The following is a 14,128-nucleotide window of genomic DNA, read 5'->3' on the forward strand; positions in this document are numbered from 1 at the left end:
CCCGCCCCTCCCCGAGCGTGGGGAGCCGTGGCGCCGAGGACGCGACCCGTGCAGACCAACTTCGCCCCCGCCCAGCTCGCCGATCCCGCCATGGCGGCGTCGGAGAAGATCCTGCGGACCTGCGTGCATTGCGGATTCTGCACGGCGACCTGCCCGACCTACCTGCTGCTCGGGGACGAGCTCGATTCCCCGCGCGGGCGGATCTACCTGATCAAGGACATGCTGGAGGGCGGCAAGCCGGCCTCGCAGGAGGTGGTCAAGCACGTCGACCGCTGCCTCTCGTGCCTGTCCTGCATGACCACCTGCCCGTCGGGGGTGCACTATATGCACCTCGTCGACCACGCCCGGGCCCATATCGAGGAGACCTACGCGCGCCCCGCCGGCGACCGGTTCCTGCGGGCGCTCCTCGCCCAGGTCCTGCCCTATCCGGGCCGCTTCCGCCTCGCGCTCACCGCCGCCAAGCTCGGCGCGCCGTTCCGGGGGCTGGTGGCCCGGCTGCCGCGGGTCGGCAACCGCCTCGCGGCCATGCTCGACCTCGCGCCGGCCGGGGCGCCGCCCCGCGAGCCGACGAACCGGCCCGGCCGGTTCCCGCCGGCGGGCGGTCAGGCGGCCGGGACGCCCGCCCGGCGCGTCGCCCTCCTCCGCGGCTGCGCCCAGAGCGTCCTGCGGCCGGACTTCAACGCCGCCGCGATCCGGCTGCTCAACCGGCACGGGATCGAGGTGGTGCACGCGAACGAGGGCTGCTGCGGGGCGCTGACCCACCACATGGGCAAGGAGGAATCGGCCCACGCCCATGCCAGGCAGGCGATCGACGCCTGGGACGCCGAGATCGCCCAGGGCCTCGACGCGATCCTGGTCACGGCCTCGGGCTGCGGCACGACCATCAAGGATTACGGCTTCATGTTCCGCGACGACCCGGCCTACGCCGAGAAGGCGCTGCGGGTCTCGAGCCTGGCCAAGGACGTGACCGAGTACCTCGCCCTGCTCGACCTGGCCCCCGTGGCCGAGACCGACCTCGTCGTGGCCTATCACTCGGCCTGCTCGATGCAGCACGGCCAGGGCATCCGCCTCGAGCCCAAGACGCTGCTGAAGCGCGCGGGCTTCACCGTGAAGGACGTGCCCGAGGGCCATATCTGCTGCGGCTCGGCGGGGACCTACAACATCCTGCAGCCGGAGCTCGCCGCGAAGCTGCGCGCCCGGAAGGTCGCCAACATCGAGCGCGTGCGCCCCGACGTGATCGCCACCGGCAACATCGGCTGCGCCACGCAGATCGGGAAGGGCACCGGCATCCCAATCGTCCACACGGTCGAGCTGCTCGACTGGGCGACCGGCGGCCCGAAGCCCGCGGCGCTCGCCGGGGTGACGCCGCGGCTCGAAGCGGCGGAGTAGACACACACCTGTCGCGTGGCGCCGCGCGCACCGTGACAGGCCCGTGACATCTATTCACGTTGACCCTTGCCAAATCCGCGCAGCGGTCTGTAATGATGTCGACCCCTCTCCGGTCCCGCCGGTCGCCGCAACGGCCCGCGGACGTGACCGAATTCCTCGCGAAAGCGGTCGCGGTGTCGCGGCGGGCCCTGTCGGTCCGCTTGGCGGCGGCATGTGCCGCCCGCGATCGGGCAGGTGTCGCACGACGCGGCGGAGATCCTCCGCCGCACCCAGGAATTCACGGCCGGTCCCCCGCCGGCCGAGATTGTTTCGCGAGGTCGGGACCACGATGGACGGACGCACGGCCCAGCATAAGGCTGCGCGTGCCCCGGAGGCGCAAACGGTGCGTCACGCCGGTCCGTCCGTCCGCCCGGCCTGTTTCAACCCCAGGCGCCCAGGGCGCCGAACGGCGGTTGACGGCAATTTCCCCTCGAACCCATCCGCCTCGGCGACGAGGCCGGCATCCCGCCCGACAGCATTGACGTCGGGCGAGGCGCCGCCGGGACCACGGGCACGGAGAACGACGTCGGCCGCCATGCCGAGAGTCCGACATGGCCAACAAAATGCTGATCGACGCGATGCACCCGGAGGAGACCCGGGTCGTCACGGTCCACGGGTCTAGGGTCGAGGAGTTCGACTTCGAAGCCGCCAACCGGCGCCAGCTGCGCGGCAACATCTACCTCGCCAAGGTCACCCGGGTGGAGCCGTCGCTCCAGGCGGCGTTCGTCGAGTACGGCGGCAACCGCCACGGCTTCCTGGCCTTCAACGAGATCCATCCCGACTACTACCAGATCCCGCTGGCCGACCGGCAGGCACTCCTCGAAGAGGAGGCCCGCGACGCCGAGGAGCACCGCGAGCGCGAGGAGCGGCGCCGCCGGTCGTCGTCGCGCCGGTCCCGCGGCCGCCGTGCCGAGGCCCGCGCCCGCGGCGCCGACGAGACCGTGAGCGCCGAGGACACGCACGCGGCGTCCGAGAGCGAGGATCAGGCCGAGATCCGGAACGAGTCGGGGATCGACCCGGCCGTCCAGCCCGACACGCTGTCCGAGAACCCCGAGGCCGTGCAGGAGGCCCTCGCCTCCGAGGCCGCCGCCGGCGACCTCCCGGAGGGTGAGCCGGCGCAGGCCGCCGAGCCCCAGACCGCGCCGGTCGAGGCGCAGGCGGCCCCCGCCGCGTCGGAGCCGGTCGCCGCCGCCTCCGCCCCGTCCGAGGACGCCCCCTCCGAGCCGGAGGCCCGCATCGCCGTGGCGGAGGCGCTGACCGTGTCCGACGCGCCGGACGAGACCGCCGCGCACGCGATCGTGACGGAGGAGAGCGAGGCTGGGGCGAGCGAGGCCGAGGAGACCGCGCCGACCGCCGCCGACCCGTCGGCCGAAGCGTTGGACGAGGCCTCCGAGGAGGACGACGAGGAATCCGACGACGACGAGGATGAGGACGAGTCGGAGGACGACGAGGACGAGTCCGACGAGGATGACGACTCGGACGAGGAGTCCGATGAGGAGTCCGACGATCCCGACGCCGAGCCCAAGATCGCCCAGGTCGGCGGCAACGGCGACGCGCTGGCCGAGATCCCCGAGCGTCCGCGCCACTACCGCCGCCAGTACAAGATCCAGGAGGTGATCAAGCGCCGCCAGATCATCCTGGTGCAGGTGGTCAAGGAGGAGCGCGGCACGAAGGGCGCGGCGCTCACGACCTATCTGTCGCTCGCCGGCCGCTACTCGGTGCTGATGCCCAACACCGGCCGGGGCGGCGGCATCTCCCGCAAGATCACCTCGGCGGCCGACCGCAAGCGCCTGAAGGAGGTCGTGCAGGACTTGGAGGTGCCCGAGGGGATGGGCGTCATCCTGCGCACCGCCGGCGCCTCGCGGTCCAAGCCCGAGATCGCCCGCGACTTCGAGTACCTGATGCGCCTGTGGGAGTCGGTCCGCGAGCTGACCCTGACGTCGATGGCGCCGGCCCTCGTCTACGAGGAGGGCTCGCTGATCAAGCGCGCCATCCGCGACCTCTACAACAAGGATCTGGACGAGGTTCTGGTCGCCGGCGAGGACGCCTACCGCGAGGCCAAGGACTTCATGCGGATGCTGATGCCCGGCCAGTCCAAGGTCGTGAAGCCCTACCGCGACTCGACGCCGATCTTTGCCCGCTTCGGCGTCGAGCAGCAGCTCGACGCGATGTTCTCCACGCACGTCTCGCTGAAGTCCGGCGGCTACCTCGTGATCAACCCGACCGAGGCCCTGGTCTCGATCGACGTGAACTCCGGCCGCGCCACCCGCGAGCACGACATCGAGGACACCGCCCTCAAGACGAACCTGGAGGCCGCCGAGGAGGTCGCCCGCCAGCTCCGGCTGCGCGACCTCGCGGGCCTGATCGTCATCGACTTCATCGACATGGAGGAGAAGCGGAACAACCGCGCCGTCGAGAAGAAGCTCAACGAGTGCCTGAAGAACGACCGCGCCCGCATCCAGGTCGGCCGGATCTCGCCCTTCGGCCTCCTGGAGATGAGCCGCCAGCGGATCCGCACCGGCGTGCTCGAATCCTCCTCGATCCCCTGCGCCCATTGCGGCGGCTCGGGCTTCGTGCGCGCCACCGCGTCGGTGGCGCTGCACATCCTGCGCTCGATCGAGGAGGTGCTGCTCAAGTCGGCCTCCCACAACCTCGTCCTGCGCACCCGCACCGAGATCGCGCTCTACATCCTCAACCAGAAGCGCGGACACCTGCGCGAGCTCGAGGTGCGCTTCGGCGTGACGATCACGATCGCGGCCGACGAGCGGCTGGCGGCGACCACACCGTTCCAGCTCGACCGCGGTGAGCCGGCCCAGCGGGCGGAGGGCCCGGTCACGGGCGTGCGCGCCCAGGCGATCTCGCCCGCGATGGAGTTCGACGACGAGGACGAGGAGGCCGACGAGGCCGAGACCGAGATTGAGACCGAGACCGACGCCGAGGGCGAGGCCGACGAGGGCCGCGCCGAGGCCCGCGAGGACGGGTCGCGCGAGGAGGGCGAGGGCCGCCGCCGCCGTCGTCGCCGCCGCCGGCGCGGCGGTCGCCAGGAGGGCCGCGGCGAGGACGGGCGCGCCGAGGACGATCGCGGCGACGACGATCAGGACGACCAGCAGGACGACGGCCGCGACGACGCCCGTTCGGACGCGGAACGGAGCGATGGGGACTGGGACGGCGCGCAGCCGGCCGGGACCGAGGCTCCCGCCGCGGCCGTCGCCGCGGAGGCCGGCGAGGCCGACGAGGCCGTCGCGGGTTCGGACGAGGTGGCGCGGTCCGAGGACGAGGGCGGCCGTCGCCGCCGCCGCGGGCGCCGGGGCGGCCGCGGTCGCAGCGAGGGCCGCACCCGCGAGGCGTCCGAGACGGACGACGCGCCGGAAGCCGCGGGCGATGTCGTCGCCCTGTCGGCGGAGGAGCCGGTGAGCGCCCAGGCTGTGGCCGAGGCGATCGAGGCGGCGCCGGCCGCGGCCGCCGAGGACCGGACCGAGACCGCGGTGGACCTGCCGGTGGCCCCGGTCGAGTCCGCGGCGCCGGCGGCCGATCGGGCGACCGTCGGCGCGCAGGCAGAGGCCGGCTCGCCCGAGGCCGCTCCCGCCGAGCCGGCGCCCGAGCCCGTGGCGATCGTGCTGACGCCGCCGTCCGATCCGGACCGGCCGAAGCGCGCCGGCTGGTGGTCGCGCACCAAGGCGGCCCTGACCGGCGAATGAAGCATTGCGCCCCCTGATAGAGCGCTATCAGGGGGCGCAACTTCTCGAAGTAGACGTGTTGCGCTGCACCGATGCCCCGCAACGCTTGTCGAGAGACTGGTCTATCCTTCACCATTGGTTGAAGGTTCTGTGTGACCATGCGCCCCGATTAGAGTGTCGGAGAGGCCCGCATGTTCAGTTTGCGCCGGCAGCGTCAGATCCCTGACGCGCTAGCAACCCCGGTGACGGCGACCGCCCCGGTCGAGACGGCGGCGGTCTTGCCAGTCGAGACGGCCCCGACGCCCGTCGCGGAGCCGGCCGTCGATCGGGAATGGCTGACTCTCCTGGCGCGCCTGTCCGCCTCCGCGTCCGACGCCGGCACCTCGATCGGCTGGATGACCCACGACGCCTCCGGCACCGCTGAGCAGGCCCGGCTCATCGCGGCCGCCAGCGAGGAGCTCGCCGCGACCACGGGTGAGATCGCCGCCCGCTCCTCGTCGGCGGCCGAGATGGCCGAGACGGCCCGGGCCGGCATCGCCACCTGCGTGGGCGACCTGCATCGCGCCACCGACGGCATGCGCGGGATCGAGGAAGGCACCGAGGAGATCGGCAGCCGACTCGACAGCTTCTCCACCGCGGCGCTGCGGATCGAGGAGATGGCCGGCACGATCGCGGCGATCTCGGCCCAGACCAACCTGCTGGCGCTCAACGCCACGATCGAGGCGGCGCGGGCCGGCGAGGCCGGCCGCGGCTTCGCGGTGGTCGCCGCCGAAGTGAAGACGCTCTCGGCGCAGACCGCGAAGGCGACGGACGAGATCCGGGCGCGGGTCAGCGGCCTGCGCGAGGAGATGGCGGCGATGCAGGCCGCCGTGACGCGCAGCCGCAACGCCGTCGAGGCCGGCGCGTCCGCGATGGTTCGGGCCAATGCCCGCGTCGAGGCCGAGAGCGGCGCCGTCGCGAACGTCGCGGCGCAGATGCGTGAGGCCTCCGAGATCCTCGGCCAGCAGATGCAGGCCACCGGTGACATCGCCCAGAACGTCGGCCGCATCGCGGAAGGGACTGACAAGGCCCGCCGCGAGATCGGCGACGCCCTCGCGCAGCTCGGACGGATCGAGGATCTCGGCCGCACCCTGCTCGACCGGCAGACCGGCACCGCCGCGGATCAGCGGGTGATCCGCCTGTCGGCGGACTGCGCCGCGTGGCGGCGCGCCATCGCGGCGACCCTGGTCGGCATGCGCTCGACAGACACGCCGCCGGAGGGCATCCCCGCCGACGCGACGCGGCCGGCCGCCATCGAGAAGCCCCTGGCGCAGGCCCGCGAGCAGGCAGCCGCCCTGGTCCGCCACGTGCGCAGCCAGACCTGGGACTCGGCGACCACGGCGTTCGTCGCCTTCGAGGCGGCGGTGAAGGAAACCCGGGCGGCGATCGAGGCCTGAAGGTCATCCGATCCCGGGTCCGCCGTGACCCGGGACCGTCTCGGATGAAGGTCGGAGACCGTCAGGCCGGCGGCGGATCGGAGCGCGGCGCTGCCGGCGCCGCGTCGGCCTTTCGGCGATCGCGCTCCTTGCGCAGTTCCCGCTCGGCCAGCAGCCAGAACTCGATCTCGAAGCCCTCGGGCCTGTGGTTGCGCTCCCAGAGCTCGTAGGCCCGCTCGCGGATCTGCTCGAACGTGATCGTGTCGGACGACCGCGCCGAAGGCTGCGGTGCCGCCGCGTCGGTCCCGGACGCGGGTCCCGGCGCGGGCTCGGACCCAGACTCGGACCCGAGTGCGGATCCGTGCGCCGGTGTCCCCGCCATCGGATGATCCGGAGGCGGACGGAAATCGGGGGGCACTTCCATGGCGCCGGTCTCAGGCGGCCGGCTTGTCGAGATAGGCGGCGACGCTGGTGATCCGGCTCCCGACCATGGTCACCGCCTTGCGCAGCCTCTCCTCGCTGACGCCGAAACGCTGCGCCCACTCCTCGCGGGTGGCGCGGTCGTAGATGTCGATATGCGTCTTGCCTCTGGATTCGGTCGACATGCAGTGCCCGCTCCGGTTCGCCGTGAGACGCGGCCGTGCCGCGCTTCCTGGAGGGACAACCGGACTCGGAGACTTCGGTTGCCGCCGGTCGCGCGGGACGCGCAGCTAGACCGCGCGAGACGTCAGGGTGCGGTCGGAGCGGGGCTGGGGACCGGCGCCGGATCCTCCTCGGCCGCGTCCGGGCGGACCCGCCCCGCCACGAAGGCGGTCAGCAGCGGCACGAGCAGCGCCGTGACCACCACGCTCGCCGCCACCAGCACGGTGGCGGGGCCGGCGGCCTCCTTGTAGGCCGGGTTGGCGGCGGCGATGATCGCCGGCACGGCGGCCGCGTTGCCGGCCGTCGAGGCGGCGGCGACGCCCGCCACGCCGTTGCCGCCGGTGAGGCGGTCGGCGACGAACAGGGCGGCCCCGGTGATCGCCACCACCGCCGCGCCGAGGCCGATGCCGAGGAGGCCCGCCTGCCAGATCTTGGCGAGGTCGAGCCCGAAGCCGAGGGCGAAGGCGAAGAACGGGATCATCACCGGCGCCGCCCCCGACAGGAAGGCGCGCATGTCGCGGTCGAGGTTGCCGAGGATCATCCCGATCAGCAGCGGCAGGATGCTGCCCACCAGGGTCGGCCACGGGAAGGCCGAAAGGCCCGCCAGCCCGAGCGTCACCATGGTGAGGAACGGCCCGGATTCGAGGCTCATGATCGCGTAGGCGCCCGCATCCTTCGGGCGGCCGAATTGGCCCATCAGGGCGAGGTAGAGCCCGCCGTTGGTGTCGTTCATGGCGGCGACGATCGCCAGCGTCGACAGCCCCGCGAAGGCGCCCCCGGCCACCGGCGCCTCGCCGAGGATCTGCCCGAACACCACGCCCATGATCGCCGCGACGCCGACCTTGGCGGCCAACAGGACGCCGCCCTTGCGGGCGATCGCCGGGGCGGCGCGGAAGTCGATGCCCGCGCCCATGCAGACGAAGAACACCGCCAGGATCGGCAGCGCGCCGTTGAACAGCGCGCCGGTGAACGAGCCGAAGAAGGTCGCGGTGTCCGGGAAGAGCGTGTGGAGGATCGCGCCGAGGAACAGCGGCACCACCATCAGGCCGCCGGGCACGCGCTCCAGGGAGCGCTTGATGGGAATCTGCATGGGTCGCCCTTCCGGTGCCGGCCCGTTCCGGATCCTGGCACCCGCCTTCCCCCCGGGCGGCCTGCTACAACCTTTCGACGAGGCTGCGCAACGCGCGGCCGGACCGGTGCACATGGTGACAATTGCGCGGGCCCATCCCTGCCTGGGCGCGGCCCGGCACGATCTGCGGCGGCCCGGATGTCGTCAGCGACGTCCCCGTCCCTGTCCGGCTCCCTGGACCCGGCGGCCTTGCCCGGGCGGCGGCCGATCCGCGGCGCGAGGCTGCCCGCTTGACCGCCGCGCCGGCCGGTCGGTATGCCGCGCGACAACCTGACAACGAGCACGCGAGCCGCGCTCGGCCGGGGGCGCGGCCGGCGCGGCTCCCGCCATGATCCGCCCGACATGACCCGCCTGCGCCTCATCGCCGACGATCTCACCGGCACCCTCGACACGGCCGCGGGCTTCACCGGCCTGTGCGGGGCGATCCCGGTGGCGTGGCCGGAGCTCCTGGCGGGGGATGGACCCGGCTGCCTGGCGATCGATTCCGGCACCCGGGAAGGCTCGGCCGCGGAGGCCGACCGGATCGTCGGCGCCCTCGCGCCCCGGCTGGACGGCGCCGACATCGCCTTCAAGAAGGTCGACAGCCTGCTGCGCGGCCCCTGGGCGGCCGAACTCGCGGCCGTGCTTCGCACAGGGACCTGGGGGCGCTGCGTGGTGGCGCCGGCCTTCCCGTATCAGGGACGCCGCACGGAGGGCGGGCGGCAGCTCGCCCGGCGCGGCGCGGGCTTCGAGCCGGTCTCGGGCGACATCGCCGAGGCCCTGCGGGCGGTCGGGCTGCCGGCGCGCCGGGCCGACGTGTCCGACGGGCCGGTGGCGGGCGTCGCCGTCTACGACGCGGCGAGCGACGCCGACCTCGCCCGGGTCGCGGATCTCGGCGGCGGCAGGCCGGTGCTCTGGTGCGGCAGCGGCGGCCTCGCGGCGGCCCTGGCGCGCGGCGTGGCGGCGCCGGGCGACGACCGGCTCGCCGGCCCCGTCCTCGGGCTGTTCGGCTCGGACCGGCCCGAGACCGCGGCGCAGCTCGCGGCCTGCGGCGCCCACCACCTCGTCCTGTCGGCGCGCCATCCGGACCATGCCGGCGCGGTGGCCGCGCGCCTCGACCGGGACGGCGTCGTCCTGGCGAGCCTCGCGCTGCCCGAGGGCACCGCCCGGGAGCACGCCGCGGCGCGGATCGCCCAGACCTTCGCGGGGGTGATCGACCGCATCCCGCGGCCCGGCACGCTGCTGGTGGCCGGCGGCGAGACCCTGAAGGCGCTGTGCCTCGCGCTCTCCGTCGCGCGCCTCGACGTCACCGGGCAGATCACCCCGGGCCTGCCCCGCTCGACCCTGCGAGGCGGACGCTGGGACGGGCTCGCGGTCGTGTCCAAATCCGGCGCCTTCGGAACAGAGGACGTCTGGCGCGATCTACTTCACGGCAACGGCTTTCCGCGCAGCAGGAGCGACGCGTGACCTCACATCTCGCCATCACCATGGGCGATCCGGCCGGCATCGGCCCGGAGATCATCGTCAAGGCCGCCGCCCGGCTGAAGCACCGGATCGACGCGGGCGACCTCAAGCTCGTCGTCATCGGCAGCGCCCCCTCCCTGCGCCGCGCGGAGCGGGCGCTCGGCCTCCTGCCCGATCCCGTTCCCGAGGTCGCCGAGGACGGCGACTGGCCGGCGCTGTGCTGCCTCCAGGCCGACGCGGAGGGCGCGCCGATCGAGCCGGGCCGGCTCTCGGCCGACGGCGGCCGCTTCGCCTACAAGGCGATCGAGGCCGGCGTTCGCCTCGCCCTGGCCGGCCGGATCGGCGGCATCGTCACCGCGCCCCTCAACAAGGAGGCGCTCAACAAGGCCGGCTACCACTATGCCGGCCACACCGAGATGCTGGCGGAGCTGACCGGCGTGCGCGGCTCAGTGATGATGCTGGCCCACGGCAACATGCGGGTCTCCCACGTCACGACCCACGTCGCCCTGGAGGACGTGCCCAAGCGCCTGACCCCGGAGCGCCTGCGCCTCGTCATCGACCTCACCGACAGGGCGCTGAAGGGACTGGGTCTCGCCCGGCCGAAGATCGCGGTCGCCGCGCTCAACCCCCATGCCGGCGAGGGCGGCCTGTTCGGGCGCCAGGACATCGACGTCAGCGCGCCGGTGATCGAGACGGCCAACGCCGACGGGCTCGACGTGCACGGCCCGGTGCCGGGCGACACGGTGTTCGTGAAGCTGCGGGCGGGCCAGTACGACGCGGTGGTGGCGATGTACCACGACCAGGGACACATCCCGGTCAAGCTCCTGGGCTTCGAGATCGACCCGGCCACGGGCAAGTGGATGGACCTGTCGGGGGTGAACATCACCCTGGGGCTACCGATCATCCGCACCTCGGTCGATCACGGCACCGCCTTCGACATCGCCGGCACCGGCGTCGCCAACGAGCGCAGCCTCATCGAGGCGATCGAGTTCGCCGAGAAGCTGGCGGCGAACCGTCAGGCCGGTTGAGCGCGGGGCAGGCGCACGGGATCTCCGAAAAGCGATCTCCGATCCGCCAGCCCGACCGCCCGGCACCCGTGTTTCACGTGAAACAAAGCAGGAACGAAATCTACCGCGCGTCGGCCTCCTGCCCCACGGCCTCGCAGGCGAACGGAGACGGCGGCGCCTCGACGCCGCGCCAGCGGCCGTAGGCCCAGGGGCGGTACCACACCGCCCGCGCGGGCACGCGCTCCGGGACGAGGTCGATGCCGTAGGTGCCGAACGGCCCGCAGCGGCAGATCCGGGCGAAGCCCATCCAGCCGCCGGGCCAGAGCCCGTGCCGGGCGATGGCCGTGTCGGTGTACTCGGAGCAGCTCGGCCAGTGGCGGCACTGGCGCCCGATCAGGCCCGACAGCGTCAGCTGGTAGCCGCGGATCGCCCAGTGGGCGGCGCGCCGGACCATCCCGTCAGGCGGCCTGCCGCTTGGCGGCGATCTGGTCGAGGGCGTCCACCACCGCGTCGAAGGTCAGGAGCGTCGAGGCGTGGCGCGCCTTGAAGTCCCGCACCGGCTCGAGCACCGCGAGGTCCGACCACGCGCCGCCGGGCGCCGGGCCGTTCTCCTTGAGCATCGACCGCATGGCCGCGCGGACGCCGCGCAGTTCGTCCGCGCTGGCGCCGACCACGTGCCGGCCCATCAGCGACGAGGAGGCCTGTCCCAGGGCGCAGGCCCGAACCTCCTGGGCGAAATCCGCGACCCGGCCGTCCTCGCCCAGGACGAGGTCGACCGTCACGGTCGAGCCGCACAGGCGCGAATGGGCCGTGGCACTCGCGTCCGGGTTCTCGAGCCGGCCGAGCCGGGGGATGTCGGCGGCGAGTTCCAGGATACGGCGGTTGTAGATGTCGTCGAGCATCGGGTCCTCGGCCGGAGGCACACTTCCCATCGGGACTCTGCCGCGTGCATCGCGCATTGCGCGTTACCCCGCGAACGATGATATAGGCGCCATACGGCCGCTTCGCGAGGAGGCGGGCCGTCGACCAGGGTCGCGCCAACGGCCACGGTGGTTCCCACGGCCTTTCGTCCATCCCGGGGCGCCGGCTTGAAACCTTTTCGAGCCCGGGATCTTCCCTCGAACGCCCGACGCGATCCGACGATGTACGCCAAGCCCGACAGCACCCCGATGAAATCCCGCATCGCGCGGGCCGGAGATGCCATGGATGCCGCGCTCAAATCCTTGTCCTACCAGGGTGACGGCCAGGGTTTCGACCGGAACGGGGGCGACGGGCAAGGGCTGAACGGCATGCGCAATGACAATCGGCCGGTGGATGAGGGCCGTCCCGTCGAGGTGGCGCCCGAGCCGGCCTCCGCGACCCGCGTCCCGGACGGGATCGAGACCGGCCGCCCGAGCCGCGCCGAGGCCGAGGCCGCCGTGCGCACCCTCCTGCGCTGGGCCGGCGACGACCCGACCCGCGAGGGCCTGCTCGACACCCCGGCCCGGGTCACCAAGGCCTACGAGCAGTTGTTCGGCGGCTACGCGGTCGACGCCGAGAAGCTGCTGGAGCGCGTGTTCGAGGAGGTGGAGGGCTACTCGGACATCGTGCTGGTGCGCGACATCCCGTTCCACTCCCACTGCGAGCACCACATGGTGCCGTTCATGGGCCTTGCCCACATCGCCTATTACCCGACCCGGGGCGTGGTCGGCCTGTCGAAGCTCGCCCGCGTGGTCGACACCTTCGCCCGCCGCCTGCAGACGCAGGAGACCATGACCGCCCAGATCGCCGACGTGATCGAGAGCATCCTCAAGCCCCGCGGCGTCGCCGTGATGGTCGAGGCCGAGCATCTCTGCATGGCGATGCGCGGCGTCCAGAAGGCCGGCGTCTCGACCATCACCAGCCAGTTCCGCGGTGTCTTCAAGGACAACGCTAACGAGCAGGTCCGCTTCCTGACCCTGGTGCGCGGCGGCGCCAAGTAGCCCCGGGCGACGCCTCGACCATGACCGCGCGCGACACCGCCTTCGCTCCCCCCGGCACCCGGGCCGAGATCGAGGAGGGCACGGCCCTCACGCCCCGGTTCGACCGCGACGGCCTCGTCGCCTGCATCGCGGTGGACGCGCGGGACGGGCAGGTGCTGATGCTCGCCCACATGAACGCCGAGTCGCTGGCGCGCACCCTCGAGACCGGCGAGGCGTGGTACTGGTCGCGCTCGCGCCGGGAGCTCTGGCACAAGGGCGCGACCAGCGGCCAGATCCAGCGCGTCGTCGAGATGCGGGTCGACTGCGACCAGGACGCCCTGCTGATCCGCGTCGAGGTCGGCGGCGACGGCGGCTGCTGCCACACCGGCCGGCGCGACTGCTTCTACCGCAGCGTCGTCCGGGAGGCGGACGGCCGGGTCGTCCTGAAAGCCGCCGGGCGATGAGCCGCCCTCTTGCCACGCGGTGGCAAGACGAGTCCGCCGACCCGCATTTCCCGCCCGGAACCGTCGAGCCGGTCCGCGCGCCGCCGAGCCCCGGCCCGCAGGTCGGGCTCGCCCTCGGGGGCGGCTCGGCACGGGGCTGGGCGCATATCGGGGTGATCCGCGCCCTGGAGGAAGGCGGCATCACGCCGACCGTGGTGGCCGGCTGCTCCATCGGCGCCGTGGTCGGCGCCTGCTACGCGGCCGGGCGCCTCGACCGGCTCGAGGCCTTCGCCCGGGCGCTGACCCGGCGTCGGGTGGTGGGGCTCATCGACCCCCGCCTGCCGGGCTCAGGCCTGATCGCCGGCAACCGCCTGCGCCAGCGCCTCGCCGCGGATCTCGGCGAGCGCCGCATCGAGACGCTGCCGATCCGCTTCGGCTGCGTCGCCACCGAGTACGGGACCGGCCACGAGGTCAGCCTGACCGAGGGTCCGGCGGTGGACGCGGTGCGCGCCTCCTACGCGATCCCCGGTCTGTTCCCGCCGGTGGCCCATGACGGCCGCGTGCTGATGGACGGGACCCTGGTCAACCCGGTGCCGGTGGGCCTCGCCCGGGCGCTCGGGGCCGACCTCGTCATCTGCGTGAACCTCAACGGCGACACCGGCGGACCGGTGGTGCGCGAGGCGCCGCACCCGGCCCCGCCGCGCCGGGGCTTCCTGCAGGTCGTGCGCGGGCGCCTGCCGGGCTTCGACCGACCCGAGCCCGAGATCGCCGTGCCGGGCATCGCGCGAGTGGTGCTCGACGCGTTCAACACCACCCAGGACCGGATCTCGCGGGCGCGGCTGGAGCGCGACCCGCCGGACGTGGCCATCGGCCCGGATCTGGCGGCCTTCGGGCTGTTCGACTTCCACCGGGCCGCGGAGGGCATCGCCCTCGGGCACCGCGCCGCCCGCGCCGCCCTGCCCCGGATCCGGGCCGTGCTGGAGGGCGCGGCCGCGCGCGCCTGA

The 14,128-nt window shown here is 73.4% G+C and carries 13 protein-coding genes; 8 read left to right on the forward strand and 5 right to left on the reverse strand.

What is annotated here, in order from left to right; genetic code table 11:
* The first annotated feature begins 48 nt into the window (after positions 1 to 48).
* From glcF to ABIC30_RS02000, 3 genes are all read left to right on the forward strand, one after another.
* Positions 49 to 1,389, forward strand: coding sequence for a glycolate oxidase subunit GlcF (gene glcF / locus ABIC30_RS01990; protein WP_020091151.1), 1,341 nt, complete (start codon positions 49 to 51; stop codon positions 1,387 to 1,389).
* Between the two features lie 590 nt (positions 1,390 to 1,979).
* The gene (locus ABIC30_RS01995; RefSeq protein ID WP_020091152.1) at positions 1,980 to 5,126 is read left to right on the forward strand and encodes an Rne/Rng family ribonuclease; all 3,147 of its coding nucleotides are present in this window, start codon (positions 1,980 to 1,982) and stop codon (positions 5,124 to 5,126) included.
* A gap of 170 nt (positions 5,127 to 5,296) precedes the next feature.
* A complete protein-coding gene (locus ABIC30_RS02000) occupies positions 5,297 to 6,541 on the forward strand; it encodes a methyl-accepting chemotaxis protein (RefSeq protein ID WP_026604623.1) in 1,245 nt (414 codons plus the stop codon).
* A 61-nt stretch (positions 6,542 to 6,602) separates the two neighbouring features.
* Here the strand turns inward: ABIC30_RS02000 and ABIC30_RS02005 are convergent, their stop codons facing one another.
* The 3 genes from ABIC30_RS02005 to ABIC30_RS02015 all read right to left on the reverse strand — a co-directional run bounded on the left by ABIC30_RS02005 (position 6,603) and on the right by ABIC30_RS02015 (position 8,252).
* Positions 6,603 to 6,902, reverse strand: coding sequence for a DUF2934 domain-containing protein (locus ABIC30_RS02005; RefSeq protein ID WP_020091154.1), 300 nt, complete (start codon positions 6,900 to 6,902; stop codon positions 6,603 to 6,605).
* A 52-nt stretch (positions 6,903 to 6,954) separates the two neighbouring features.
* A complete protein-coding gene (locus ABIC30_RS02010) occupies positions 6,955 to 7,125 on the reverse strand; it encodes a DUF3606 domain-containing protein (protein ID WP_020091155.1) in 171 nt (56 codons plus the stop codon).
* 122 nt (positions 7,126 to 7,247) lie between these two features.
* Positions 7,248 to 8,252: a 2-keto-3-deoxygluconate permease gene (locus ABIC30_RS02015; RefSeq protein WP_020091156.1), complete on the reverse strand. Its 1,005-nt coding sequence runs from the start codon at positions 8,250 to 8,252 to the stop codon at positions 7,248 to 7,250.
* Between the two features lie 381 nt (positions 8,253 to 8,633).
* Between ABIC30_RS02015 and ABIC30_RS02020 the strand changes: the two genes are divergently transcribed.
* Entirely contained in the window at positions 8,634 to 9,737 is a 1,104-nt protein-coding gene (locus tag ABIC30_RS02020) for a four-carbon acid sugar kinase family protein (RefSeq protein ID WP_020091157.1), read from the forward strand.
* On the forward strand, positions 9,734 to 10,762 hold the full coding sequence (gene pdxA / locus ABIC30_RS02025; protein ID WP_020091158.1) for a 4-hydroxythreonine-4-phosphate dehydrogenase PdxA: 1,029 nt from the start codon (positions 9,734 to 9,736) through the stop codon (positions 10,760 to 10,762). The genes ABIC30_RS02020 and pdxA overlap by 4 nt, the downstream gene beginning before the upstream one ends.
* A 100-nt stretch (positions 10,763 to 10,862) precedes the next feature.
* On the opposite strand, the gene yidD is transcribed toward pdxA, so the two are convergent.
* A complete protein-coding gene (gene yidD, locus ABIC30_RS02030) occupies positions 10,863 to 11,195 on the reverse strand; it encodes a membrane protein insertion efficiency factor YidD (protein ID WP_020091159.1) in 333 nt (110 codons plus the stop codon).
* A gap of 4 nt (positions 11,196 to 11,199) precedes the next feature.
* Positions 11,200 to 11,643, reverse strand: coding sequence for an iron-sulfur cluster assembly scaffold protein (locus ABIC30_RS02035; RefSeq protein ID WP_020091160.1), 444 nt, complete (start codon positions 11,641 to 11,643; stop codon positions 11,200 to 11,202).
* 387 nt (positions 11,644 to 12,030) lie between these two features.
* On the opposite strand from ABIC30_RS02035, the gene folE reads away from it, so the two are divergent.
* The 3 genes from folE to ABIC30_RS02050 are packed head-to-tail and all read left to right on the forward strand — an operon-like array spanning position 12,031 to position 14,128.
* Positions 12,031 to 12,702, forward strand: a complete 672-nt coding sequence (folE, locus tag ABIC30_RS02040) for a GTP cyclohydrolase I FolE (protein WP_482959834.1) — start codon at positions 12,031 to 12,033, stop codon at positions 12,700 to 12,702.
* 20 nt (positions 12,703 to 12,722) lie between these two features.
* Entirely contained in the window at positions 12,723 to 13,145 is a 423-nt protein-coding gene (gene hisI / locus ABIC30_RS02045; protein ID WP_020091162.1) for a phosphoribosyl-AMP cyclohydrolase, read from the forward strand.
* Entirely contained in the window at positions 13,142 to 14,128 is a 987-nt protein-coding gene (locus ABIC30_RS02050; protein ID WP_020091163.1) for a patatin-like phospholipase family protein, read from the forward strand. Before hisI ends, ABIC30_RS02050 begins: the two co-directional genes overlap by 4 nt.

Source organism: Methylobacterium sp. 1030 (assembly GCF_040544715.1).
Lineage (GTDB): Bacteria > Pseudomonadota > Alphaproteobacteria > Rhizobiales > Beijerinckiaceae > Methylobacterium.

What these genes read in the sequence shown, in the direction of transcription:
- folE (WP_482959834.1), top strand. Translation starts at nt 12,031, where the DNA reads ATGCGCAATGACAATCGGCCGGTGGATGAGGGCCGTCCCGTCGAGGTG.
- hisI (WP_020091162.1), top strand. Translation starts at nt 12,723, where the DNA reads ATGACCGCGCGCGACACCGCCTTCGCTCCCCCCGGCACCCGGGCCGAG.
- ABIC30_RS02020 (WP_020091157.1), top strand. Translation starts at nt 8,634, where the DNA reads ATGACCCGCCTGCGCCTCATCGCCGACGATCTCACCGGCACCCTCGAC.
- ABIC30_RS02035 (WP_020091160.1), bottom strand. Translation starts at nt 11,643, where the DNA reads ATGCTCGACGACATCTACAACCGCCGTATCCTGGAACTCGCCGCCGAC.
- ABIC30_RS02015 (WP_020091156.1), bottom strand. Translation starts at nt 8,252, where the DNA reads ATGCAGATTCCCATCAAGCGCTCCCTGGAGCGCGTGCCCGGCGGCCTG.
- ABIC30_RS01995 (WP_020091152.1), top strand. Translation starts at nt 1,980, where the DNA reads ATGGCCAACAAAATGCTGATCGACGCGATGCACCCGGAGGAGACCCGG.
- yidD (WP_020091159.1), bottom strand. Translation starts at nt 11,195, where the DNA reads ATGGTCCGGCGCGCCGCCCACTGGGCGATCCGCGGCTACCAGCTGACG.
- ABIC30_RS02000 (WP_026604623.1), top strand. Translation starts at nt 5,297, where the DNA reads ATGTTCAGTTTGCGCCGGCAGCGTCAGATCCCTGACGCGCTAGCAACC.
- ABIC30_RS02010 (WP_020091155.1), bottom strand. Translation starts at nt 7,125, where the DNA reads ATGTCGACCGAATCCAGAGGCAAGACGCATATCGACATCTACGACCGC.
- ABIC30_RS02005 (WP_020091154.1), bottom strand. Translation starts at nt 6,902, where the DNA reads ATGGCGGGGACACCGGCGCACGGATCCGCACTCGGGTCCGAGTCTGGG.
- ABIC30_RS02050 (WP_020091163.1), top strand. Translation starts at nt 13,142, where the DNA reads ATGAGCCGCCCTCTTGCCACGCGGTGGCAAGACGAGTCCGCCGACCCG.